General features: G+C 64.0%; 25 protein-coding genes and 2 pseudogenes. 21 read left to right on the top strand and 6 right to left on the bottom strand.

Going from position 1 to position 21,734, the window contains the following annotated elements:
• The first annotated feature begins 64 nt into the window (after window positions 1-64).
• Window positions 65-952 (top strand): alpha/beta fold hydrolase, encoded by an 888-nt coding sequence (locus tag IG04_RS0115855; RefSeq protein ID WP_030477418.1) that lies wholly within the window; start codon window positions 65-67, stop codon window positions 950-952.
• Window positions 953-1,349: 397 nt separating this feature from the next.
• Here the strand turns inward: IG04_RS0115855 and IG04_RS0115860 are convergent.
• From IG04_RS0115860 to IG04_RS0115880, 6 genes and pseudogenes are all read right to left on the bottom strand, one after another.
• Window positions 1,350-1,667, bottom strand: a pseudogene (locus IG04_RS0115860) (lysine 2,3-aminomutase); the annotation flags it as partial.
• A 155-nt stretch (window positions 1,668-1,822) separates the two neighbouring features.
• Window positions 1,823-3,061, bottom strand: coding sequence for a tyrosine-type recombinase/integrase (locus IG04_RS0115865; RefSeq protein ID WP_030477420.1), 1,239 nt, complete (start codon window positions 3,059-3,061; stop codon window positions 1,823-1,825).
• Between the two features lie 216 nt (window positions 3,062-3,277).
• Window positions 3,278-3,667, bottom strand: coding sequence for a hypothetical protein (locus IG04_RS0115870; RefSeq protein ID WP_051769977.1), 390 nt, complete (start codon window positions 3,665-3,667; stop codon window positions 3,278-3,280).
• 190 nt (window positions 3,668-3,857) lie between these two features.
• The gene (locus IG04_RS48950; RefSeq protein ID WP_084401213.1) at window positions 3,858-4,721 is read right to left on the bottom strand and encodes a helix-turn-helix domain-containing protein; all 864 of its coding nucleotides are present in this window, start codon (window positions 4,719-4,721) and stop codon (window positions 3,858-3,860) included.
• 46 nt (window positions 4,722-4,767) lie between these two features.
• Complete coding sequence (locus IG04_RS45260; protein WP_245816162.1) at window positions 4,768-5,013, bottom strand: helix-turn-helix domain-containing protein; 246 nt, start codon at window positions 5,011-5,013, stop codon at window positions 4,768-4,770.
• 303 nt (window positions 5,014-5,316) lie between these two features.
• Complete coding sequence (locus IG04_RS0115880; RefSeq protein WP_030477422.1) at window positions 5,317-5,865, bottom strand: hypothetical protein; 549 nt, start codon at window positions 5,863-5,865, stop codon at window positions 5,317-5,319.
• A 270-nt stretch (window positions 5,866-6,135) separates the two neighbouring features.
• Between IG04_RS0115880 and IG04_RS0115885 the strand changes: the two genes are divergently transcribed.
• The 20 genes and pseudogenes from IG04_RS0115885 (at window position 6,136) to IG04_RS0115975 (ending at window position 21,660) form a co-directional block, all read left to right on the top strand.
• Window positions 6,136-6,792 (top strand): Crp/Fnr family transcriptional regulator, encoded by a 657-nt coding sequence (locus tag IG04_RS0115885; protein ID WP_030477423.1) that lies wholly within the window; start codon window positions 6,136-6,138, stop codon window positions 6,790-6,792.
• A gap of 245 nt (window positions 6,793-7,037) precedes the next feature.
• On the top strand, window positions 7,038-7,556 hold the full coding sequence (locus tag IG04_RS0115890; RefSeq protein ID WP_144065350.1) for a hypothetical protein: 519 nt from the start codon (window positions 7,038-7,040) through the stop codon (window positions 7,554-7,556).
• A gap of 167 nt (window positions 7,557-7,723) precedes the next feature.
• On the top strand, window positions 7,724-8,782 hold the full coding sequence (dprA, locus tag IG04_RS45265) for a DNA-processing protein DprA (RefSeq protein WP_159460460.1): 1,059 nt from the start codon (window positions 7,724-7,726) through the stop codon (window positions 8,780-8,782).
• A 74-nt stretch (window positions 8,783-8,856) separates the two neighbouring features.
• On the top strand, window positions 8,857-9,108 hold the full coding sequence (locus IG04_RS0115900) for a hypothetical protein (protein WP_144065349.1): 252 nt from the start codon (window positions 8,857-8,859) through the stop codon (window positions 9,106-9,108).
• 523 nt (window positions 9,109-9,631) lie between these two features.
• Window positions 9,632-10,642 (top strand): DUF4192 domain-containing protein, encoded by a 1,011-nt coding sequence (locus IG04_RS0115905; protein ID WP_051769980.1) that lies wholly within the window; start codon window positions 9,632-9,634, stop codon window positions 10,640-10,642.
• Between the two features lie 282 nt (window positions 10,643-10,924).
• Window positions 10,925-11,161: pseudogene (gene ssb, locus IG04_RS0115910) on the top strand (single-stranded DNA-binding protein); the annotation flags it as partial.
• Window positions 11,162-11,315: 154 nt separating this feature from the next.
• Complete coding sequence (locus IG04_RS0115915) at window positions 11,316-11,573, top strand: hypothetical protein (RefSeq protein WP_084401206.1); 258 nt, start codon at window positions 11,316-11,318, stop codon at window positions 11,571-11,573.
• A 422-nt stretch (window positions 11,574-11,995) separates the two neighbouring features.
• Window positions 11,996-12,406 carry a hypothetical protein gene (locus IG04_RS49085; protein WP_476737572.1) on the top strand — a complete coding sequence of 137 codons (411 nt, stop codon included), beginning with the start codon at window positions 11,996-11,998 and terminating at the stop codon, window positions 12,404-12,406.
• A 359-nt stretch (window positions 12,407-12,765) separates the two neighbouring features.
• Window positions 12,766-13,236 (top strand): gamma-glutamylcyclotransferase family protein, encoded by a 471-nt coding sequence (locus tag IG04_RS0115920; protein WP_036014705.1) that lies wholly within the window; start codon window positions 12,766-12,768, stop codon window positions 13,234-13,236.
• A 507-nt stretch (window positions 13,237-13,743) separates the two neighbouring features.
• Window positions 13,744-14,082 carry a hypothetical protein gene (locus tag IG04_RS42625; protein WP_144065348.1) on the top strand — a complete coding sequence of 113 codons (339 nt, stop codon included), beginning with the start codon at window positions 13,744-13,746 and terminating at the stop codon, window positions 14,080-14,082.
• A 240-nt stretch (window positions 14,083-14,322) separates the two neighbouring features.
• Window positions 14,323-14,469 (top strand): hypothetical protein, encoded by a 147-nt coding sequence (locus tag IG04_RS0115930; RefSeq protein ID WP_157512924.1) that lies wholly within the window; start codon window positions 14,323-14,325, stop codon window positions 14,467-14,469.
• A 137-nt stretch (window positions 14,470-14,606) separates the two neighbouring features.
• Window positions 14,607-16,256, top strand: coding sequence for a hypothetical protein (locus tag IG04_RS0115935; RefSeq protein ID WP_030477433.1), 1,650 nt, complete (start codon window positions 14,607-14,609; stop codon window positions 16,254-16,256).
• A 49-nt stretch (window positions 16,257-16,305) separates the two neighbouring features.
• Window positions 16,306-17,226: a bifunctional DNA primase/polymerase gene (locus tag IG04_RS0115940; RefSeq protein ID WP_051769982.1), complete on the top strand. Its 921-nt coding sequence runs from the start codon at window positions 16,306-16,308 to the stop codon at window positions 17,224-17,226.
• 219 nt (window positions 17,227-17,445) lie between these two features.
• Entirely contained in the window at window positions 17,446-18,057 is a 612-nt protein-coding gene (locus IG04_RS0115945) for a hypothetical protein (RefSeq protein ID WP_144065347.1), read from the top strand.
• Window positions 18,058-18,293: 236 nt separating this feature from the next.
• Window positions 18,294-18,971: a hypothetical protein gene (locus IG04_RS0115950; RefSeq protein ID WP_030477436.1), complete on the top strand. Its 678-nt coding sequence runs from the start codon at window positions 18,294-18,296 to the stop codon at window positions 18,969-18,971.
• Between the two features lie 43 nt (window positions 18,972-19,014).
• Window positions 19,015-19,410, top strand: a complete 396-nt coding sequence (locus tag IG04_RS0115955) for a hypothetical protein (protein WP_030477437.1) — start codon at window positions 19,015-19,017, stop codon at window positions 19,408-19,410.
• On the top strand, window positions 19,407-19,847 hold the full coding sequence (locus IG04_RS0115960) for a hypothetical protein (protein WP_030477438.1): 441 nt from the start codon (window positions 19,407-19,409) through the stop codon (window positions 19,845-19,847). The genes IG04_RS0115955 and IG04_RS0115960 overlap by 4 nt, the downstream gene beginning before the upstream one ends.
• A gap of 82 nt (window positions 19,848-19,929) precedes the next feature.
• Entirely contained in the window at window positions 19,930-20,322 is a 393-nt protein-coding gene (locus tag IG04_RS46485) for a hypothetical protein (RefSeq protein ID WP_144065346.1), read from the top strand.
• 145 nt (window positions 20,323-20,467) lie between these two features.
• Window positions 20,468-20,962, top strand: coding sequence for a hypothetical protein (locus IG04_RS0115970; protein ID WP_030477439.1), 495 nt, complete (start codon window positions 20,468-20,470; stop codon window positions 20,960-20,962).
• Between the two features lie 215 nt (window positions 20,963-21,177).
• Window positions 21,178-21,660 carry a single stranded DNA-binding domain-containing protein gene (locus IG04_RS0115975; RefSeq protein ID WP_030477440.1) on the top strand — a complete coding sequence of 161 codons (483 nt, stop codon included), beginning with the start codon at window positions 21,178-21,180 and terminating at the stop codon, window positions 21,658-21,660.
• The last annotated feature ends 74 nt before the right edge of the window (window positions 21,661-21,734 follow it).

The following is a 21,734-nucleotide window of genomic DNA, read 5'->3' on the forward strand; positions in this document are numbered from 1 at the left end:
GACGATCTCAAGTGCCCTTGACAGACTCAAGTCTACCGTAGGCCCGAGTCGAGAGGGGGCGGCCATGGCCGAGACCAGCAAGAGCGTGCGGCCCACCTGGGTCGACGACAACCTGTTCCCGTTCGAGAGCCGCTTCGTCGATATCGACGGGCACACCGTGCATTACGTCGACGAGGGGTCAGGTCCCACACTGCTGCTCCTGCACGGCAACCCGACCTGGTCGTTCCTCTGGCGCGACGTGATCCGCGCGCTGCGCGACGACTTCCGGTGCATCGCCCTCGACTACCCGGGCTTCGGGCTGTCCACACCGAAGCCGGGCTACCGTTACCTGCCCGAGGAGCACGCAGACGTGGTCACCGGGTTTGTCGACGCGCTCGGCCTCAAGGGGGCCACTCTGGTCGGGCAGGACTGGGGCGGCATGATCGGCTTGGCCGCCGTGCAGCGGCGGCCAAGCGTCTTCGAACGGCTGGTGCTCGCCAACACCTGGGCCTGGCCGGTCAACGGGGTATTCCACTTCGAGTGGTTCGGTCGCATCATCGGCGGACCCCCGTTCCGCTTCCTGGTCCGGCGGCTCAACGTCCTCGTCAACTGGTTCATGCCCGCAGGTCACCGAAGGCGGAAGCTGACCGCGGCCGAGATGACCCACTACCGCCGGGCGCTGGACACCCCCGAGCGGCGTCAGGCGTCCGCCGTGTTCCCCAGCCGGGTCCTCGCCAGCCGGGCCTTCTTCGCCGAGGTCGAGGCCGGCCTTGCCGACATTGCCCACCTGCCGACACTGATCATGTGGGGTGATGCCGACATCGCCTTCCGTCCTCAGGAGCGCGAGCGCCTGGAAGCGACCTTCCCCGACCACGAGACCGTCATCGTCAAGGGCGCCGGCCTCTACACGGAGTCCGACGCGCCCGAGGAGTTCGTCGCCGTGATCCGCGACTGGGCAGCGACCCAGCGCTGAGACGCGAGTCGTGCGGGTGAGCGGGACCGATTGACTACTCTCACCCGTACGGGACAACGAAAGTAGTCCGCTCGAATTTGGCGTCCTTGCGCGACTAGCTCGTCGCTCGAGTGTCAGCGAGCGCCGCCGGCCGGCACCAGCGGCCCGGCTTCGTACTCCGGCTGGGTGGTTCGAGGGATGACGACGCCTGCGGTCGGCAGCCACACAAGCACAGGAGTGGCCGAAACGACCGGTGTTGCCACTGTGCACCTGACATTGCGTCCACTGTGGACTCCTGGGGCCCCTTTTGGGTCCCTTCTCGTCGAGACCCAACGAGTCACGATGGGTCTGAACAGACAGAACATGCCGATGGGGCCGCCTTCGGAAGTTGCTCCGAGAACGGCCCCATCGCGGCCCGTCAGGCCTGGTCGGCCCACCACTTCTGGCCGGTCGCACCGAGGGTGGAGATCGGGTCGTAGTAGGGGTAGCGGCGGTCCAACGCCTCGGGGTCCTCGAGCTCGATCCCGGTCCGGTAGTTCTTGGTCCAGTACGAAATCCCGAGCTCACGGTCGTACTCGGCGAGCTGGTGCACCCAGCGCTTGCCGACGTACGGCACGTCGCACACGATCCGAGGAGTCGCGTACCCAGGCAGGTAGCCCATGATCGCGTGCTGCAGCTCCTGCGCTTCCCATACCGACACCCGCCAGTGCTCGGCGTTGGGGATCATGTCGCACATGATTCGGCGGCACGCCGGATGGACGGTCTGACCTGGCTGTTTATGAGAGCTTGGCGCTAGTTGATGATCATGGGGCCCCTGTGGGGCCCCTGGCCGAGAGGTTGAGATCTCGAATTCGAGATCGCTCGCCCGCGAGAAGGTCCTGAGACCGGTTCTCAAGCAGGCGGTGCGAACAGTGTATCTGCGGCCAGCCTGGCTCGTCCGTAGCTCGACGGCATGAGATGAGCATAGGTCTTCAGGGTGAAGGCCTCGCTTGAGTGGCCGAGGAACACCGACAGTTCCTTGATGCTGACGTTCGAGGCGAGCATGTGCGACGCGTACAGGTGCCTCAGGGCGTGCATCCCGTCGTCGCCCTTGATGTAGGGGATCCCGGCGATTGAGAAGGTTGGCTTCCAGATCTGGTTGAGAAACATCGATCCGCGCCACGCGGTCACACCGCGGTACGGCAGGATGAGGTTGGCGGTGTGGGTCTCCTTGCTGTCGTTCTCTCCCCAGGGAAGTGTGACTTCCACTGACGGATAAAGCTCGCAATGATAGTCGATGTGGTGCAGCGTCCCGCCCGAGATTGGAACGATGCGGGTCTTGTGACCTTTCGGGAGCTTGAACTTCAACTTTCCGTTGATGTAAGTAACCTGCAGCCTGCAGTGATAGGTCATGTCCTTGCGGTTGATGTCCTCCCTGTTGAAAGCGAGAATCTCGCCCTGTCGGAGCCCTAGTCCGCCGCCGATTGGCACTACCACCTGATGTTCAGGCGGAAGGGAGTCGTGGATCCCTTGGAGCTTCTCGTCCGTCCAAGGTGTGATCAGTTTCTGCACCGGTTTGGGTGCCGAGATGGTGCCGAGCTTGCACGGGTTTCGGTGAATCTTTTCGTCCACGACCGCTGCGTCCAACATCGCGGACAGGTTGATCCAGACCTGATACTGGTAGTTCACCGCGATCCCGGACACGTTGTTCATCCAGGCCAGCCAGTTCCTGATCACGGTCCCATCGAGCGCGACCTCGTTCAGTGACATGTCGCCCATGAACGGGTAGACCTGGCAGGCGAACAGGCTGTCGAGCGAGGCTCGGCTGCGTTCGTCAGGTGACCTGCCGTTCTTGTAGCTCTCCGCGTACTCGCGGACCTTCATGTCCCCGGCTTTGGGGGAGACGTAGCTCTTGGTCCTCAGAGAGTTTTCGATCTGGGTCTTGAATGCCTTGGCTTCCTTGTGTTGCTTGTCGGGGAAGCTCTTGTTGTCCTCCTTGCCTCCGGGAAGCTTCCAGCGGACGCGGTAGCGGTCGCCTTTGCCGTAGCGCGAACTCTTCTCCATCACGGGACGACCCTTTGCGTCCCGGACTACTTCTTTGGTGACCGGATCCTTCTTCTCTTGCCACCAACGGTCGTCGATGTACGCCATGATGCCTTCTGCAAGTCGAGCATGTGAATGATGGGCGCACGGCTCGGCGACGGGGAGTGGTCGCTCATCAGCCTTGTTTGCCCAAGGAGTACGCCAGTGTGGCCTGCTGGCGGTTTAACGTGCGCTCAACGCCGACCGGATCATTAAGTCGCGGTCAAATGCGGCGGTGTATGAAGCTGGTAGCGCACGAATACCTGATGGTTGAGCGCAGTCAGGTCAGCGGCTCTGCTCGGCTTCGCCTGCAGGCTCGTTCGCGCCTGAGCGTGTCGCCGAGAACTGTTGGTACAGCTCGGTGGGATAGAGCCTCGCGTGCAGCGCAACTTCCAGGCCGGATATCGACCGCAGATCGGGCAGCGTCTGCCCGTCGAGGATCCTCGTCACGGTCGGATGCGTGACGCCGGCCTCCTTGGCGATCGACCGCAGGCTCCCGCTGCTCGCATGCACCGCGGCTTTTAGTGCCTTGGCGAACGCGACGGCGAAGTGCGCGCTGACGGGAGCGTCCGCGCGGAGCTTGACGTCAGGGAATGTCCCTTCGATCACGTAGGCGGCGGGCGGTTGGTCGCCGCTGCGTCGTGGCACCTGGCCCTCCCGTGGGTGATCGAGCATGTGAACCCCTCCCATTCTGGCGGTATGCCTCGCGGGTGGCCTCGCGAGGCCGTCTCTGGTACATCTAAGTACCGATGGTACATAGATGTACCAGTTTTGAGTAGTCCTGAGGGTTGTGGCATCGCGCTGCGTGGTCGAGGGAGGGGTGGCCGGGTTCGACCTTGCCGAGCGCTGCCTGTTGATATGGCTGTCAGCCGCTTGTTCTCGCTGGGTTCGCGTTGTGCTTGGGATGACAGTTGGGACATGCCTGAACACGACCGTCGTCGCGTTGGATCAACCTGCGGTGCGGTTCGGGGCCGTCGCAAGTTCCACACCATTCGGGCCGGGCAATGGAAGTCCGGCCGTGCGTGGGCTTGGGCGGCAGGTTCCGCAGTCGCGAATGGATCACGGCTATCGGGGAGCGGGCGCTGTGAAGGTTCTCCGCCAGGTGCCGGAGGATCTGGTCGGGTTCGTGTCCTGCCGCCAGGGAATCCCGGACTTTGAGTTCCAGGGCTCTCTGGTCCTGATGCGAAATCGGTGCAACGGCATGGATTTTGTCGATGATTCCCGCTGCTGCTCTTGCTGACTCAGTCGTTGCCGCGTCGTCGGTGTCGCCAGGGTGAGCGCGAGATGCTGGGGACGGGGAGAGGGCTGTGTGGGACGGGTTGGGGGACATAGCTGTGTCGTGGCTGCGGTGGTCAAGCACTGTCGCCCCTGGGGTGGCGCCGGTGTCACGGGTGACAGATTGTCCGGGGTGGCGTTCTGCCGGGAGTGTGTCGTCGTCATCTGCGGTCCTCGATGATGGGCTGACAAGAAGTTCCAGGTCGATGGTGTATCGGTTGCTGCGTCGGCCGCCGCCTGGCTCGATGGCGACAAGACCTGCTGAGCTGAGGCGCTGGAGGAGTCGCTGGACTGTTCGCTTGTTCAGCCTGGTCTTGCGGGCGAGGGTGTCGATGGAAGGCCATGCATCCGTGCCGAGATCATTTGCCTGATCGGCGATCGCCAGAAGCAGGAGAAGCTCGTTGCCTGCCACGGGTGCGTACTCCCAGGCGAGTGTCACAACTTTGATACTCATTCTGCTCGATTTCGTTGATTGCGGATGTGATCACGTCAATCGTCGGCTACTGGTTGGACAGCCACTCTCTAACCAGATGAGGTTCGTATCGAACATGTTTGCCATACCGTCGCCACGGCGGCCCTGTGTTATCGCTACGCCACTTTTGTAGTGTCTTTTTGGGTATTTTCAAGAAAGCTGCGACCTCGTTGGGATCCCATAGTGGCTCGGCGTACTTCAGCGATCGAATCGCCGATGTCTCGCTGCCCGGTCGACTCCCGCTCTTCGAAGTGGGGTTATGGCCTGTGTTCACCTGTTGACTCCCGTCTCGTCTCGGTTGAAGCCCGAGGTTAGGAGTCGAAGGTCGTCGGCCGCTCGGGCAAACGGAGCGGCTACTGGACGAAGTGCGGCGCGTCGGCGTGTGCGTTCACCCGAGCAACTGCCAGGGCCGTGGGGCTCTTGTGGGCGCGCAGACGCCGCTACGCCACGGCGTCAATCGCGCTCCGTGGAATGGACGGCCAAGAAGCGGGGTCCAGCCAAATCTCATCCAGCACGATTACTTCAGTGTTTACTGAAGTTAAGCCGCCACCTTGCACCGGGAACAAACCACGCGGGACTAAGACATGCCGCCTCGACGACTCGAGCCAGCTGCTCCTGCGCCAACTGGTTCGCCAAGGGGAAGGACTGCCCCATCGGGTAGGCCATCTCGGAGCATCCGGTAGTCGTCGAGGTGAGCGTCGTGGACGAGGCGCGCGTCGCCAAGGATCCCGTCGAACGCTTCGACGTAAGCCGCCGAGAACGGGATGCCCAGGTACGCCAGGCCGCGCGTGCCGGGCCAGGTGCTGTCGTGGACGTTGCCGGCGTCATCGACGGCCCACGCGTGCGGATAGGCGATGCCGACGGTCGACAGTGCGAAGCCTTCAACGTAGGTCAGGCAGTGAACGGTCGCGTACGCCGATGCGTTCGCGAAGCACCTTCCTGCGGCGCCGCGGACGTGACCAGGTGGAAGCTCGGTTGGGACTCCCCAGTACCCGGTTTCGAGCACCAGTTCCTCAACGCAGGTGAACAGCCAGGTCCTGGTGCTGGCGAAGGCGGCATGGATCTCAACCTGAGTCGAGAGCCAATCGACCAGATGTGACTGGTGAGCCTCGCGTTGTACAGACACCCGGTGATCGTCCCAAACGTCGTTGCGCCTTGGTACATCGCCGCGTCTGACTGGTTTCTCGTCCGCTCAGGTCTTCTGTATCTCGTTCACGTGGGCCGTAGCGGGCCCACAGGGCCGTGAGGTGTCAAGGCGTCCGATGTCCTCCAAGTCACCGACTCCGGCTTCATCGCATCCGGCGACAGTCCACTTAGTCCTTGTGCTTGTGGTTTCAACGCGGGTTTAGCACCCGCGCCCGTCGCATATCCATCTCACGCTCGTAGGGGAATCAAGATGAGCATCGTCGTACCCAAGGCCGACCCGGTTCTTGCCGAACTCGCCGCGTCCGTCGGAGAGCAGGGCTCGTTCTCGTGTGGTCAGAGGATCTTCACGCAAGGAGATGCCGGACATCAGCTCTACATCATCCAGTCGGGCATGGTGAAGATCGGCCGCTGCACCGCGGATGGCAGGGAACACCTGCTGTCGATCTGCGGACCGGCCGACATGTTCGGCGAGCTGTCGGTGTTCGATCCAGGACCTCGTGCCTCCACTGCAACGGCGGTGACCAACGTGAGTGCCGTGAGCGTGGGGCGCACTGCGTTGCGCAAGCGGATCAACGCTCATCCCGAACTCGGGGAGTACATGCTGCGCGTTGTCGCGCGTCGGGTCCGGCGCTCCAACAACATGGTTGGCGACGCGATCTTTGCGGATGTTCCTCGACGTGTGGCCAGGGTGCTGCTGGAGCTCGCGATGCGCTTCGGTGAGTCCGGCAGGTCCGGCATGCAGCTCGACCACGAGCTGTCTCAGGAGGAGATCGCCCAGTACATCGGTGCTCGGCGGGAGAGCGTCAACAAGGTGCTCTCGAACTTCGCCCGACGCGGCTGGTTGGAAGTCGGCCACAAGAGCGTGTTGATCCGCGACCCAGCGCGTCTTGCTCGGCTCGCTCGTTAGGTCGAGCGCATACGAGCCACCGTCGGTGGCATCGCTACTTCTCCCTTCCCGCAGTCCTACACATTGCGCCTCTGTGGATCGTCCTATAAGGACTGTTTGTCTGCAAGGCGGGCTACCGAACTCCGGCTACTCGCGGTTGCAACTGCGCGAGCGGCGCGAACGGCAGGAGTGTCAAGCTCCTTGTGTCGACGAGAACCCTGTCCTGCAACACTTCATGGAAGACACGGCAAATCATGCTTTCCGTTGTGCTGAACCATGACGATGTCGAGGCGTTCGGCGCGGCTGAAACCGTGCTGCTGAAGAGACAAGGACGCCGCTTCTACCTGTCGCTCGCTCTCGAGCTGGATCTTCGCAGCGTGGCCAGGGGAGTGACAGCACGAGAGGAGGAGTTGTTCAACCTTCGTCTGAGCGAACAGGGACAGCGGGTACGCGTCATCGCGGCCGTAGGGGAGATGTTCGGAACTGAGCATGGAAGTCTCGCCTCGTGGTCGCTGATCGATCATCCCGATGCGACGGGACATCTAGCGCTGTCGTGTGCGCAGAGCGACTCTCGCTGGAAGACCGTGGCGCAGATCGTTCGTCCAGGCGACGGAATCGGCCTTCGATTCATCGGCAACACGCAGCCACATCTGCTGCTCAGTCGCGGCCAGGTTCGTGACGAGGTTGAGTTCGAGATCCGTAGGCGAACGAAGACGTTCACATTCCTGCTGGGCGTCACAGTCGGGCCACCGGACATCGCCCAAACAGTGCGTCACGAGGCATAGCGGGACTTGCCGATGGGCGGTGCCGACGACTGTCGATCGTGCACTGTGACAACAGGATGAACGCCGTTCGGTTACTGGAAAGGGACTCCAGTTCGAGCCTGGCGCTCAGGTTCAGGCCCAGCCGTCGTGAGGCACGACCTCACGTTCCAGTTCGACGCTATAAGCGTGTGCTGGTCGATCGTCGGACGAAGTACATCAATCGCACCAAACCCAATGGAGTCAAAGTGATTTCAGCAAGTCAGCCGACCGACGCTGTCCTCCTGGCCAGGGCGCACCTGTCCCTGGTAGCTGGATCCTGCGTCGGCGAACAGGCGGACCTGACCGCACTGTCTGCCCTAGTCGCCGAAGTCGGTCCAATCGAGGCGTCGAACAGGATCAGTTCCGGTGACTTCGTGTTCGCCTCGAAGAACGCGATGTCGGGCGGCGGTGCTGTAGGGCTCGCTCGCCGGCACCTGGAAGAGATCGGACGCTGCGGCGGGAGGCTTGTAGTCCCCGAGGACGCTGAGTGGCCCGGGGAGAGGTTGGCGCCGCCGTCTGAGGGTGGCCGTCGTGATCGTGGCAGTGGTGAGCCACTCGCGCTCTGGGTCCGCGGGCCTCATTGCCTGTCAGAGTTCCTGGGCAAGGCGGTGGCCGTAACCGGGGCACGCGCAGCTAGCCCCTACGGTGTCCAGGTAGCGAGTGAGTTCGGATCTGACCTCGCTGCGAATGGCGTCACCGTCGTTGCTGGTGGCGCCTACGGCATTGACGAGGCGGCACATCGCGGAGCGCTCACGACCGACGGCCGAACCGTCGCGGTGCTGCCGTGTGGAGTTGACGTGGCGTATCCCGTGGGCAATTCCGTTCTGCTGGAGCGGATCTCACGCGAGGGACTGTTGATCAGCGAGTACTCGCCGGGAGTCGTGCCTGCACGACAACGTTTCCTGGCGCGGAACCGGATCGTTGCCGCTTGTAGCGATGGCCTCGTGGTCGTTGAGGCCGGCAGGCGCAGCGGAACCTCCTACACCGCCAGGATCACGGCCGTCCTGGGGCGAGTTGTGATGGCCGTGCCGGGACCGATCACCTCCGCGACCTCGGTTGGCTGTCTTGAACTGATGCGCGACGGACGCGCGATCCCGGTCGGTTCCACCGAAGACATCCTGAAGGCCCTGCAGAGCCGCACTGACGGCGTGGGCGGCAATCGAACGATGCCCGCTTCCCAAGCGGTCCGTCCAGAGGCGGCGTCATGAGGTGCGGCCTGGACGTGCACGTCCACCTCCGCGACTGCTTGCAGTCCTTTCCGCAGCGCGCGGACTCTGATCGTGTGTACGTCATCGAGCTCCACGACACCTTCTTCAAGACTCGCTGGTCGATCGGCCGCGTCATCGGGTCACCCGGCTACTGGCTCGCACTGATCATCGGTGCGGAGCGCTGGACGCCACCGTTCCCGACACGAACTGCGCTTTGCACCGCACTGATGATGATTCGCGGCGAGCATGCGGCCAACTGGAAGTTCGATCGACGGCTACCGCTCGATCAGGACTGTCCTCGCGGCTGTGCGGTGCGGCGCCACTAGGTGGCGCCTTTCGCCCGGCTCGGTGCGCGCGTTCGACCTCCAGGCACCGCTCATGTCCAGCGGCTCACCGACCTCGATGAGATCGTCAAGAAGCCGGCCCTGCTCGTCCGGCGCTGCAACGTCCGCGTTCCGCCAAATTGAGTGCATCTCTTTCGTGCCAACACGATTGGCGTAGGAGTGGCGTCCTTGGTGTCGGCCATGTCAGTCGTGACCGGCTCCCAGCCCAACGGACCATGCAGTCGCAGTTCGAAGCGCTGCGTGAACCATCTGGTTAACCGGACTGCACTGCGCTCCGAACGCCAGCGGCTGGATGATCCGCGCCGTACAGGCCTTGGTTGCCGCGGTCGGTCCAGAACGCCGTTGTGGTGGCACGCACGCGGCACCGAACTCCGCGCAATCGCTTGCCAGTCATTCGGATCGACATCTGATCGCGTGATACCCGCATCAAATTTCTCTTTCTGATTAGCGCAGATACCGAGCGCGCCTACGAACGAGTGGCGGCTTCTTCCGAAAAGGACAGCTGATGGTAAAGATCAACTGCAAGGACGCCGGGGCGCTGCTTGCCAGCGTGCCGCCCTTGATCGGTTTCACTCCGGAGAACTCCCTGGTCTGCTTGGTCTGCAACGAGGGGATCGTGGTCATGACTATGAGGGTCGACCTTCCGGACCCTTCCCAATCTGATGCCTTCGCTGAACAGATCGCGCAGATGGTCCTCGGACAGGGCGACAACGTCGTCGCGATCGTGTTGGTGTTCGGAGGCGGCGAACTCACATCCACCGGGCAACCTCCGCACACCGAGGTGATCACCGCACTTCACCGATTCCTGGGCGACGTTCACCTGCCAGACGGGGTCGCGCTCTGGGCCGAGGCCTGCGTGGAAGGTGCGCGCTGGTGCTGCTACTGCGGCGAATGCGGCATGTCCGGCACGCTCCCAGATCCATCGGCAACCGAGTTGGCTGCTGCGAGCGTCGTGGCTGGGAAGGTGACACACGCCAGCCGGGCGGAGCTGGCGAGCTACGTCGAGGCAGCCTCCGAACAGGACCTCGCCCGGAGAGCCGAATTGCTCGGCGGCATGTCCACGACGTGGGCTTGTTCCTCCCGAGAAGGGCTCACCTTGATCCGGGACGCCGTCGACGCCTCAGCACGAGGCGATCTCCAGGTGGACGACGCCTTCGTCGCACGGATGGCACTGGCGTTGGACGATGTTCGGGTCCGTGACGCTTCGTTGTCCTTCGCGACGGACGAGCAGGCCGTGGCCGCTGAGCATCTGTTCTTCACGCTCATCCGGGAGTGCCCAGCTCCGTACCGTGCTGAGCCTGCAGCCTTGGCAGCGTTTTACGCCTATCTACGGGGAGAAGGAGCGCTCGCCTCGGTGGCGCTGGACGTCGCGGTTGAGGTTTGTCCGGAACATCAGTTGTCCAGGCTGCTACGCGCTGCTTTCACGGCAGCTATCCCACCTGCAGAGCTTGGCTACCTCGCGCGCCAGGCGGACATCGATGCGGCAGTGATCTTCGCGGAGCATGCCGACACGTAGGCGCGCCTTCCGGTCGGATCGAGCGATCTCGGTCAAGAGCTACCAGAGCGGTGCCATCCGCGTTCACCTTCGTCGTCGCGGCATCTGCCGAGCTCTGACGGACTCGAGTTCGGTCGAACGTGCCCTCGATCGAGCGATCCCGTTCACGCAAACCGGCTACATCGAACAAGTTTCCGGGCCGCAGCGTCTAGCCCGAACCGCGGGATTTCGACGGGTTGAAGCCCGCAACTGTCCACAACAGATCCGCACGGAACGAAACGACCTATCACGAGAGGATCAGCCATGGCTGGAGAAACGACGATCACGGTGGTCGGGAACCTGACTGCCGACCCGGAACTGCGTTTCACCCAGAGCGGCGCGGCCGTGACGTCCTTCACGGTCGCCTCCACGCCCCGCAAGTTCGACAAGAATTCGGGCGAGTGGAAGGACGGCGAAGCGCTGTTCCTGCGGTGCAACGTGTGGCGGCAGGTCGCCGAGAACGTGGCCGAGTCGCTCACCCGCGGTTCGCGACGGATCGTGGGGGTCTGGCCCAGCGGCCGACGCCGGTGGTTTCGACGACGAGCCCTCGTTCTGAACTCTGATTCACCTTCGGGCCCGCCGGCTTGTCGGCGGGCCCGCACTTCTGTCAGATCACGTCCACGCATCGACAACACGTGAGCGACGTCCACCAGGCATGCGTGAAGTCTGGGATCGGCAACACATTGATGAGGACAGTCAGATGTACAGGATCAGCGGCATCCGGCAAATCGGCCGTGGAGAGTACGCACTCCTGCTTGAAGAAGCGTGCACATGGACAGAGGCCCAACGCGCCTTGTCAGACATAGCCGCCCAAGGCTGGGAGAAGATCCGTGTGACTCCTGGGCAGTTCAGCCAGGAGGCAGAGGAAGCCCATGAATGCGGCTTTTCAGGTGTGTTCGGGGTTCAGGCGTGACACGGCGCCTGGCGAGGCTGCTCGACAGGTTGGTCGATGGCCTCGGGCAGCCCCTGGAAGATCTCGTCCGGGATCGTATCGGCGCTTTGGACGCAGATCCTGGGCCAGACACCTGGAACGCCGCGTACTCGACATGCCTGAGCAGCTCCGGCTCCCGCCGGACACTGCTGAGCTTCGTGCGATCCGTAGATGCCCGCTGCCCCAACGCGCCGATAGCCGGCTACGCGATCGACAACCCGGAGCGCTGGAACGGCTACCACCCAAGCCAGCTGACGCTGCGCATCGCACTACGGCATGCAGCTAGCCATATCGAGCAACTTCGCTCCACCCGAGCCCCACGGTCCCGTTCGCAGGACTGCCCGCCGTTCTGGCCGCCACCTGCGTGACGGTGGCGGCGGCTCGTTTCTTCGAAAGAAGGAGCTATGCGTGAGTTTCCCGCCACCACTGGTACTTCCGCCTCGGTCCGAACATCATCTTCTCTGCTTCTGCTCGACTTCATCTCGGCGACCTTCGGTTGTCACCGGGCACAGCGGGGCTTGCAAGTCGTTCGCGCAGAAGCCCCCACTCTTCCTGCGTGGACCGCGGCGTCGGTCGTACTGCTCGACGAGCAGACCCTGACGCTCTGCCTTCAGCGGAATCTGCCCGCACGCAACGGCATTCTGCTCGTCATCCCAGTCGACTCAGATCGCACACCGTGGTGCGAGGCAGCGCGCATCAGTGTGCAAGGGATCTACTGCCTTCCTCTCATGCGCCGTCCTCTCGCGACTGTGCTCGAAGCGGCTGACAACGTACTCGCTGTCGTCGGATCAGAGAGCTTCTCAGGGCGCCTCTAGTTTGCTTGTTCACCGCCCTGCTGGCAATGAACGAAAGATCCAGTGTAGAGGGCCGAACATTCGATGCTGGCTCAGTAAGGACAAGAAAGTCCTTCCTGTTAGCAACAGTTCAGGATTCTCTGCGACATCGGATCGACCGACGCGTCGCATCCACAACGAGGTGTCGTGCTGTCTTGCGTCGGCATAGCCACTGCGCCAGGCAGTACCGGCCCCTTCGTGGCGGGCCAGGAGGCCCGATCGCCGCGTCTGGTCGCCAACTCTCATTGAACACCCAGCCGCTTCGCCGCCGGGAGCACGGTTCCCGCGCTCATGACTAGTCCTCGTCCTCCCAGCCTGCCCACAGGGAAAGTAGGTACCTCGTGCCGACCGAGCTGATCCAGCCTCCGTTCTTCGTCTACGGGACCCTCAGACGCGGGTTGTTCAATTACCGGAAGCACCTTGACGGCCGCATCGCTGCGGAGGAACAGGGTCGCTTGGACGGGTACTGTCTTTACGACGCCAGCGGGCTTCCCCTCGTTGTCGGAAGGACTGCCGACACCAACGGTGTCGTCGGTGAGCTCATGAGCGTCTGGCCGGACCAGTACGACGACGTTCTCCGCCAGCTGGACGAGCTCGAAGGCTACGACCCTGCCGATCCGACGTGCATCTACGTGCGAGTGCTTGTCACGGTCCGCTCGAACACCGGCCCGGTTTCCGCCTGGCTGTACGAGGCCGGCGACACCGTCGCGCGCGAACTCACCCCGGACAACAAGGTTTCGAGCGGTGACTGGGTGTTGCACCAGGCCGAAATCCCCGATGTGTCCGCGAGAAGGAACGACGTCGTCGGCTGAGCGACGCCTCGGATCAGGTGTGGCTTGCGCCGTCTCGTCCACTCCTCGAACTCGTTGAGATGCGGATCTCTGTCCTGTGAGGACGGTCAGGCCGAAAGAATGCCGCTTGCTGGTGACGCAGTCCGGCTCACAGCTCCGTGGGGTGGTCTGTCAAGCGCCGCGGTCGTTGTCATTGACGGGGAGTCGGCCGCAATCTGCAGTTCGCACAGATCTTTCCAATCCTCGACCTTCCGCGACGACGAGTCGGTGTCGTGCAGCGGAGGCCCCCCGCACGATCGCCACCGAGCTTGCTGCCATCGACGAACGCATCGTCATCACGTGTTGGCAGTGGGGGTACGGCTGGTCTGGTGCAGGCATGGGGGAGGACTACCAACTCGCGGCCCCTGTATGGGATTGGCGGCCATCCACTCCATGGTGAGGCCTCGCCATCGCGCCACACGACACCACGTTCATCCGCCTACGGGAGCCGGAAGGCTTCGTGAGAGGCAGACTCGAAGGACGGTAGAGATGACCAGCGGAGGAGCTGACAGCATTCCCGTGCGGGTGGCACGCGGCGCCGCCCGGCTCGACTGTGCGCAGCCGGGATGGGCTATGCGCGTCGACGTCACCGTGCTTGACCTGCAGAGCACGACGGACGACCTGCTCGGACAGATCTTCGGCAGCCACTACAACGGCATCGACACGCTTGGACTCACCCGGGAGGCCAGTCAAAGCCACGGCTTCTACGCGCACTGCGCGAGCGTGGATCACGGATGTAGCTGCGACGCCGAGTACGCCCGCCTCACAGCGGAGTGGGCGCGAGTCGTCACCAGCCGGCAGGCGGCTACCGCGGTCGACCGCCCTTAGATCGCGGCGTGGCTATCTCGTCGACCTTGCGCCACAACACCGAGCAAGCCTCGCTGCCGCGGTGCAACGTTGTGTTGTCACGGTTGGTGGAGTGACTTCGAGTGCGGGGTTCGGTGTGGCTCAGCCAACAGACCTCGACTCCGGTCGGCCGTGCGGCCGTGGCACGAACGCAGACGACCACGCCACATTGTCGCGGCTCCTGTGCTTCCGATCTCGCTCTGCTGCGGGCAAACCCTCACGGTGTCCAGTGATGAGTTGGCCGGGCTCGCGTTCTACGAGAGCGACGTGGACGGCGCAGTGCCGGTCAACTTCAGGTCGATACAGCGCTCGGGGTTCCTGCGGATCGTCACCGCGCTTCTGTTCATCCGTCCGGTCGCCATGGACTGAAGGACACTCGCCAGTTCTCGCAACTCCTTCGTACGCAGCGGATTCGGCCGAGCCGAGTCCGCCTTCTCGTGCGACCACGCACTCGGCACGCCTGCGCCCGATCGACGTTCCCCTTCTATTCCAAGGAGAAATACCACGTGAGCATCAAGACCGACGACCGACTCGACCAGCCTGCCGACGAGGGCACCCCCGCAGCCGCGGCCGAGACCACGCCTGAAGCTCCTGGAGACTCCATCCAGGTGATCATGGAGCGGGACGGCTACGAGCTGCTCTTTGCCCACCCGCGTGCGCTGTACCTCGGCAAGGACGTCACGGAGAACACCAGGCAGACCGTCATCGAGGACGAGGTCTTCTCCAGCAGCGTCGAACAGTTCGGCGTCGACATCGTCATTGAAGCACGCCGTGACCACCACGGCCGCCTGGCCGTTCACGACGGCAAGATGCGCACCCTCGCCGCGCTCAAGGCCGGCCTGGACAAGTTGCTCGTGCTCGTGCGGCCGAGCAACGACGATGACGATGAGCGCGATGCCGTCAAGGCCAGGATCTTCAGCCAGCTGCGCATCAACGAGCGCCGCGCTGACATCACCACGGGCGACAAGATGGCCGCGCTCCATCAGCTCGTCCTGCTCGAGGTGACGCCTCAGGAGCTGGCCACGCAGCGACACATGCCCCTGAAGGACGCGAAAAAGCTCCACACCGCGGTGCAGTCGAAAGCCGCAGTCCAGGCGTCCCGGAACAACGAGAACCTGACCCTCGACGACATGCTGCTGATCGCGGGTTTTGAAGCCGAGGTCGACCATGATCCCGAGGCTGTCGAGGCCCTCACCCAGACGGCACAGACCAACCGGTACGGCCTGAGGAACAAGGCGTACGAGCTCATGCAGCAAAGGCGGGACGCCGATCTGCTTCGGCCGTTGCAGGCGAAGTTCGCCAAGAGCAAGACTCCGATCGTGACGGCGATGGAGCTCGCGGCCGACAACGACTCCGCCGCTCTGACGGCGCTGCGTCCCAGCCCCGCTCACGAGCCCGGCACCGCCCTCACTCCTGCGGCGCACAAGAACTGTCCCGGAAACGTGGTGCTGATCGATTTCGAGGGCCACGGCGAGACCCGTAAGGCGGTTCCCGTGCACCTGTGCCGGGATTTCCGGGGGTATGGCCACGCGATGCTCGATGCACCGAAGGGCGTGGCGGCTCTCAAACCGGCCGGCAAGATGACCCCGGAGGAACTGGCCGATCGACGACTGACGATCAAGTTCAACGGGGAATGGCCCCTCTCGATCGAGCCGCGCCAGGCCTGGATGGCGGAGAAGTTCCGCGAAGTGAAGTACCCGAAGGGCTTCCGGATCCACCGCCGGACCGCGCAGCTCGCAGTCGTCGCCGGCTACGAGTTCAAGAGGGCCATCGAGCACTCTCACCCGCTGCTGAGGGAATGCCTGGCCGGAGCCGCAGCGAGCGGCGAAGGCGTGAAGCCGGCTCTGAGCCAGGACGCACTTCAGAAGCGGATCGACGGCGCGAGCGAGGAGCACGCCGCCATGCTCACTCTGGGACTTTGGGCGTTCGCGGTCGAGGCCAGGATCTCCAAGCAGAAGAGCCCGTGGAAGAACGCCGGTCCCGAGACGGTTCTGCTGATGACCATTCTCAAGGAACTCGGCATGGGGCTCAGCCCCGTCGAGAACTACATCCTTGGGCTCGACGAAGACGGCCGTCCACTCGACGGCACCGCCGACGTTGCCGAGCAGGTCGAGGCCTCCGACCCGGCGAGCTCGTCTGAGCCGGTAGCCGCCTAGCCGTCGGGTAGGGGCCACCGCGTGGGTGGCCCCTACCCGCCCGAGAGAAATGAGCCGGATCGTGAGCTCCCGGCAACTCGCGGCAGCGCGTGCTGCGGCAGCCCGAGGGTGGCCAGTTGTGCCGGCGGGGGTCGACAGCAAGATCCCTCTGTTCGAGGGCTGGGACTCGGTGGCAACCACCAGCGAGGAAAAGATCTCAGTCTGGTGGGCGAGAGTGCCCTACAACATCGCCATTTCGTGCCGGGCAGCTGGGCTGGTCGTCCTCGACCTCGACGCCGCCCACGGCGAACTCCCACCCGCCCAATGGGCACGTCGGGGCGCTCGTCACGGGCGTGACGTGCTGAGGCTGCTCGCTCACGACCTCGGCGAACCAGACCCAGTCCACACCTACCGCGTGTGGACCCCATCTGGAGGGGAACACCGCTACTTCCAGGCTCCCCACGATGTCGCACTGCGCAACACGGTCGGGGCCCTCGGCTGGCACATCGACACGCGCGCCCAGCACGGCTGCATCATCGCGGCCGGGTCGGCCCTCCGAGTGGCGGGGAAACGACGCCTGTATCGCCTCGCTCAACCTCTTCTGCCCGTCGCACCGCTACCCCTCTGGATTGTCACAGCGCTCACGCCGCCTCGAGCAGCCGATCTTCCTGCTCGCACGTCCGGAGGCGTGATCTTGCCCGCACGCCGTGCGACCGCCTATGCGGCCGCCGCGGTACGCGGAGAAACCACGAAAGTGCGGGAGGCGAGGCCTGGGACCCGTGCTCACACGCTGTTCGTCGCCGCGATCAAACTCGGGCAGATCGTCGGGTCGCGATGGCTCGACGAACGAGATGCCGTTGACGCACTGCTCGCCGCCGCTGCGGGCCACGAAGGCGTGAACGGCTGGACATACGCAGAGTCCCTGCACCACATCATGAACGGGATCGCACGCGGAATCCGGGAACCACGCGAAGTCCTCGACATCGCCTAGCTGCCACTCGGTGCCGAGTTCACGACGCGTAAGGCGCGTACTTCGGCCGGCCGACCAGTATCGGCGACCTCGACTCGCTGGCGTGTGAGCACGTCTAGCTACGCGGTGGTCCACCTATCGCCTGGTACGTAGAGACAAACCCGCGCTCTCTCGTCCAGAAGCGCTGGAGCGTCACGACCTCCGCGATCGCACACCCTAGTCCGTTTCGCGCATCGGCCCTTGACCCGCGTTGACCGACAAGTGGTTCGCGGGAGGGCCCGGCCGGAGGTAACCATGTACGGTCTGCCAAGCCCCAGCATCGGCGAATTCGGTGCTGTGCCACCTGCTTTCGGTGACTATGTCGTCTACGAGGGAAGCGTCCTCGAAGCGTGGGGTCGTTACCGAGTCGTCGAGATCACCGAAAGTCCGTCGGGAGATCGCTACTCGCTCTCCGCCTACCAGGACGACTTCGTGGTGCTGCGGCGCGTCAGTCGCCGCTCGATCGCCACGATCCCCTTCGGATACGTCCATCGCGTGCTCAATCCGGTGGAGCGCATCGAGGCCGTACTCCGACGATGCGCCGAGGAAGGCGTCACGATCGACATCGCAGATGACGAACAGCTGTCGACACACGTGCTGAGCCTGCTGGCAAGCAACCGCCACGTCGAAGCTGACGCCTGCCTACTGCGCGCCGAGATGGCCAGCGGAATTCTGGCCGCTCCAGCCTTCCGCTACCGCGTCGGACAGCTTCGCATCCGCGGCAACGACGAGTCGTACCTGACGAACGACTCCACACACATCACCACCTCAGCGACCTGTGACGGGACGTTGCCCGGCGTTTCACCCGGCTGACGACTCCCAGAACGCCTACGAGCAGGTCGCGCCCCCACACCTGCGGAGCTGCAGAGGACCTTCGCACTCAGCAACGAGAAACCATTTCACGACAAGGCTTTGTGGCGTCACGGACGCAATGATCGGGCGCCACCTGCCGGGTGTGCCGCGCAGCCCCCCGCCTCCTGCCCCCAAGGCGGGTGCGGGCGCGCGGCACACCCACCTCAACTCCTCAACAGAAGGCGATAGGACACCTTGTGGCCGGCTACATCCACCCGTTTGACGACCCGGACATCCCCGCGAACCCCAACCCGGGCGTGTGGGTGTTCTACAGCCGCGGCGAAGCTTACGACGCGGTGCAGTCACACGGAGACATCCACGACGGTGACATCCTCTACGTCCCACCCGCACGCGTGATCGGCATCGCCACGTCGGCGTGGCCGTGCGCCTACACGCCACTGCCTGCCGGAACCGAGACCGACGATCTGCACACCCTGGCGTCCGGCCACACCTGGGAACAGTTCGCCCACGGCCGATACATGAACGCCGTCACCCGGATCCGCAACCCGACTGACGCCGACCTCGACACCTACGCCGACAACCTGGGCTGGCGATGGGAAGACGTTCCCCACGCCCTGGCCTACCAGTATCGCGCCGACGAGTTCTGCACGGGCTGTGTGCGTGCGGTAGCTGGGCTGGTGCCTGCCAGCGACGATCTGCGGCGCCTGCACCACGCGGCCTGGCACTACGAGGCCGCGCTGCGCGGCATCGATCTCAGCGACGAGTCCAGCTACGACTCAGCCGATGCCCCCAAACCTCTCAAAGTCCCGGCGAACCTCCAGCACGAGCAGGACGAGGAGGAGTCCGTACCGCTGAAGCCCCGCGTTTGCGGGAACTGCGCCACTCCGCTGACGCTCAACGGCCCGCCCAGCTGAATCCGGCTGGCCCACCTCAATCACCTTCTGCGAGGAGAACCTCATGCCCGTGGAGAGCGGGACAGCGGACGAGGCCGGTCACAAGATCGGTGACGTCTGCCTGACGTACATCGATGACTCGATCTACATCGAGATCACCAAGCTGGCATCGGACCGGTACGAGTTGGGCTGGTCCGACCAAGTAGCAAACGAGTGGTTCGAAGAACTTCCGTCTCTGCCGATGGCCGTGGTGCGCATGGCAGCGATCCTGCAGTGCGGAGAGCACAGCTGGGACCGCGGCACGGTGGACCTCGAAGAGTTCACACACGCCGCGACGAAGTTGCTCGACTTCGCCACTTCAGGCTGGGAGACCCACAAGAACCAAACGACAATCCACACTGGAGAGACACTCTTACCGATCGACACCACCGCGTCGTCGGATCTGAAGTCGGCGCAATGACCGCACCCAGCGATCCAGGACTGAACGGCCCGGAGCAGACAGGTGCCGAGCACACGTCGGCAGCTTCTTCCGTTCACAACGTCTACGCGGTGCGGCTGCACCACGACCGCGGCACCATCACGTTCACCGTCGGACTCGCTAGCTCTCCGCGCTCGGCGGTGGACCTGGTTCTCGCGGCCGAGCATGCGCCGCGCGCTGCGGTGAAATGGGTAAGGCTTCAACCCCGATGTGACTACTGCACCAACCTCGCCACGCGCTACGTGCGTGATAGCGGCGACGACACCCCCTTGTGCTGGGACTGCGCCCGCACACAGCACGGCGGCACTGCCAGGGCAGCACGCGAAGCCACCGGCAAGCTGGGCATCAGTCGGTACATCGAGATCCCTGAAGACAGCTGGGCCACTCCACCGCAGCAACGGAGCACCACCGACTCCTGAGTGGCGCCGTGCCTGTGCCATGCGAGGTGCCTTCATCACGCACCGGCACGGGACGGCCCGCACCCGCGTTCAGGAGAAGTCAATGAACGACAACATGATCCGTCTGCCTGGCCATCCGATTCTCGGCGTAGGCGATCTCGTCCACTACGACGCCTCGTTCGCCGGCGACCTGCCCGTCAAGATCGTCGGACTCATGCCGACGTACAAGCACGGGTGCGACGTCATCAAAGTTCAGCTCATGACCACCTTTCGGTTGGCTCGCAATTGCTTCGAACCCCGTGAGCTCATCACGGCCGAGCCGACGAACGTACTGCCACGCACGGGCTGGCGAACACTCAGCAGCCCGTTCCACAAACGACACGCCCTCGGGTGGTGTCTTGCCTGGGAGGCCTGCTCATCGTGTGGGCGCGAATCGCGCCAGACGACAGGTGGAACTCCTCCACACCAACCGTTGAGTGCCAGGCCCCGCCGTTGACGGGCGTCGTCTGCCTGGACGACATCCTCGGTCGGCTGTACCTCGATGTCATCTGGACGGGAGCGCCACCTGGACCATCCGCTAGGGGCAGAGACGGCGTGGCATGCCTGCGCACCTCCGCTCGGCACACCGATCAGGAAGACAGATGAGCGTCCACTTCCCATCGACAGCAACCAGACAGGCCCTGGAGCGCAAGTATCCCGGCTACGGCCTCGTCGACCAGATGACCCGCGAGTTCTACCGGCGCGACGCGATCGTCCGAGTCCCGTTCACGGTTGGCGAGTGGACAGACTTCACGAACGAGGTATGGGATACCCACGGCGACATCAACCTCGGCGAGCGCGTACAGGTCCTCGCCTTCGCCAACGTCGGACTCCGCGCGATCGCGGCCATCGTCGCGGTCATCAGCCCACGCACTCGCGAACCGATCATCAAACACGGTGTGGGCCTCGGACACCTGATTCTGCCCGCAGTCTCGCCGGGCGCACGGCGCATGTACGTGGACTACGCGAGCGATCCGAGGGTCGCAAGCCGGCACAACCGTCGCCCCACCGCCCAGCACGAACGAACCTCAGACCTGTCCGGACCGCGAGGCGATGTCGAACTCCGCTTCGTCCCTCCTCGCATGCCGGAGGAATGACCAGCGCCACCCCGCTGCCAGCTGCACGCGGTGCACGATCAAACTCCGCCACGAGCCGATCGCATCGTCTCCGCTGAGCCGCTGTCGGCACCCACGCGAAGTCGATCCGCGCTACCTGCCCAGCTCGTCGCATCAAGCCGCCAGTGGGCCACGCCCACTCCCCAAGCCGCCGCGCTTCTGAACCGACTCATCCAGCACTACAAAGGAGATCTTCCATGCCTGAAAACCTCTTCCTGCAGATCGGCGACCTTTGCGGTGTGCCCCGAGACGTCGGACACCCTGACCGGTTCGAGGTCAAGTTCATCCTTGGTTTCAACAACGACCGCCGCTTCAGCAAGGACACCGGTCGCTGGGACGACGGAACCGCGACCTTCCTGGATGTCGTCTGCTCCGGCACGCTCGCCAAGAACGTGTTGGAGAGCGACTGGACCACCGGCCTGAAGATCATGGTCTACGGCCACCTGACCAACAACGACTCGTTCGACCACGAGATCGGCAAGACCATCCCAGCGTTCACGTTCAAGGCGATCCACGCTGGGCCGAGCGCGCGGCGCGGTCCGGTCACAGCGATCAGGGAGCGGAAAGCTCGTCACGAACCAGTCCGCGCCGGCGACATGTTCCCTCAGGTCGCCCGAGCTCTTGAAGAGATGCAGCGGCGGCGCACCGAGCCTGCCGTCGAGACGCCGGCCGCGGCGTGAACCACCGACTGCGAATCGACCGAGACACGACTCGCAACGATCAACACGAGCCTCCTGGCGCAGAGTTCGACGCC

The organism is Lentzea albidocapillata, assembly GCF_000719115.1.
Lineage (GTDB): Bacteria > Actinomycetota > Actinomycetes > Mycobacteriales > Pseudonocardiaceae > Lentzea > Lentzea albidocapillata.

Coding starts and splice junctions, on each gene's coding strand:
- IG04_RS0115855 (WP_030477418.1), top strand. CDS start 65: ATGGCCGAGACCAGCAAGAGCGTGCGGCCCACCTGGGTCGACGACAAC.
- IG04_RS0115865 (WP_030477420.1), bottom strand. CDS start 3,061: ATGGCGTACATCGACGACCGTTGGTGGCAAGAGAAGAAGGATCCGGTC.
- IG04_RS0115870 (WP_051769977.1), bottom strand. CDS start 3,667: ATGCTCGATCACCCACGGGAGGGCCAGGTGCCACGACGCAGCGGCGAC.
- IG04_RS48950 (WP_084401213.1), bottom strand. CDS start 4,721: ATGAGTATCAAAGTTGTGACACTCGCCTGGGAGTACGCACCCGTGGCA.
- IG04_RS0115885 (WP_030477423.1), top strand. CDS start 6,136: ATGAGCATCGTCGTACCCAAGGCCGACCCGGTTCTTGCCGAACTCGCC.
- IG04_RS0115905 (WP_051769980.1), top strand. CDS start 9,632: ATGGTAAAGATCAACTGCAAGGACGCCGGGGCGCTGCTTGCCAGCGTG.
- IG04_RS0115915 (WP_084401206.1), top strand. CDS start 11,316: ATGCGTGAAGTCTGGGATCGGCAACACATTGATGAGGACAGTCAGATG.
- IG04_RS49085 (WP_476737572.1), top strand. CDS start 11,996: ATGCGTGAGTTTCCCGCCACCACTGGTACTTCCGCCTCGGTCCGAACA.
- IG04_RS42625 (WP_144065348.1), top strand. CDS start 13,744: ATGACCAGCGGAGGAGCTGACAGCATTCCCGTGCGGGTGGCACGCGGC.
- IG04_RS0115940 (WP_051769982.1), top strand. CDS start 16,306: ATGAGCCGGATCGTGAGCTCCCGGCAACTCGCGGCAGCGCGTGCTGCG.
- IG04_RS0115955 (WP_030477437.1), top strand. CDS start 19,015: ATGCCCGTGGAGAGCGGGACAGCGGACGAGGCCGGTCACAAGATCGGT.
- IG04_RS0115960 (WP_030477438.1), top strand. CDS start 19,407: ATGACCGCACCCAGCGATCCAGGACTGAACGGCCCGGAGCAGACAGGT.
- IG04_RS46485 (WP_144065346.1), top strand. CDS start 19,930: ATGAACGACAACATGATCCGTCTGCCTGGCCATCCGATTCTCGGCGTA.
- IG04_RS0115970 (WP_030477439.1), top strand. CDS start 20,468: ATGAGCGTCCACTTCCCATCGACAGCAACCAGACAGGCCCTGGAGCGC.
- IG04_RS0115975 (WP_030477440.1), top strand. CDS start 21,178: ATGCCTGAAAACCTCTTCCTGCAGATCGGCGACCTTTGCGGTGTGCCC.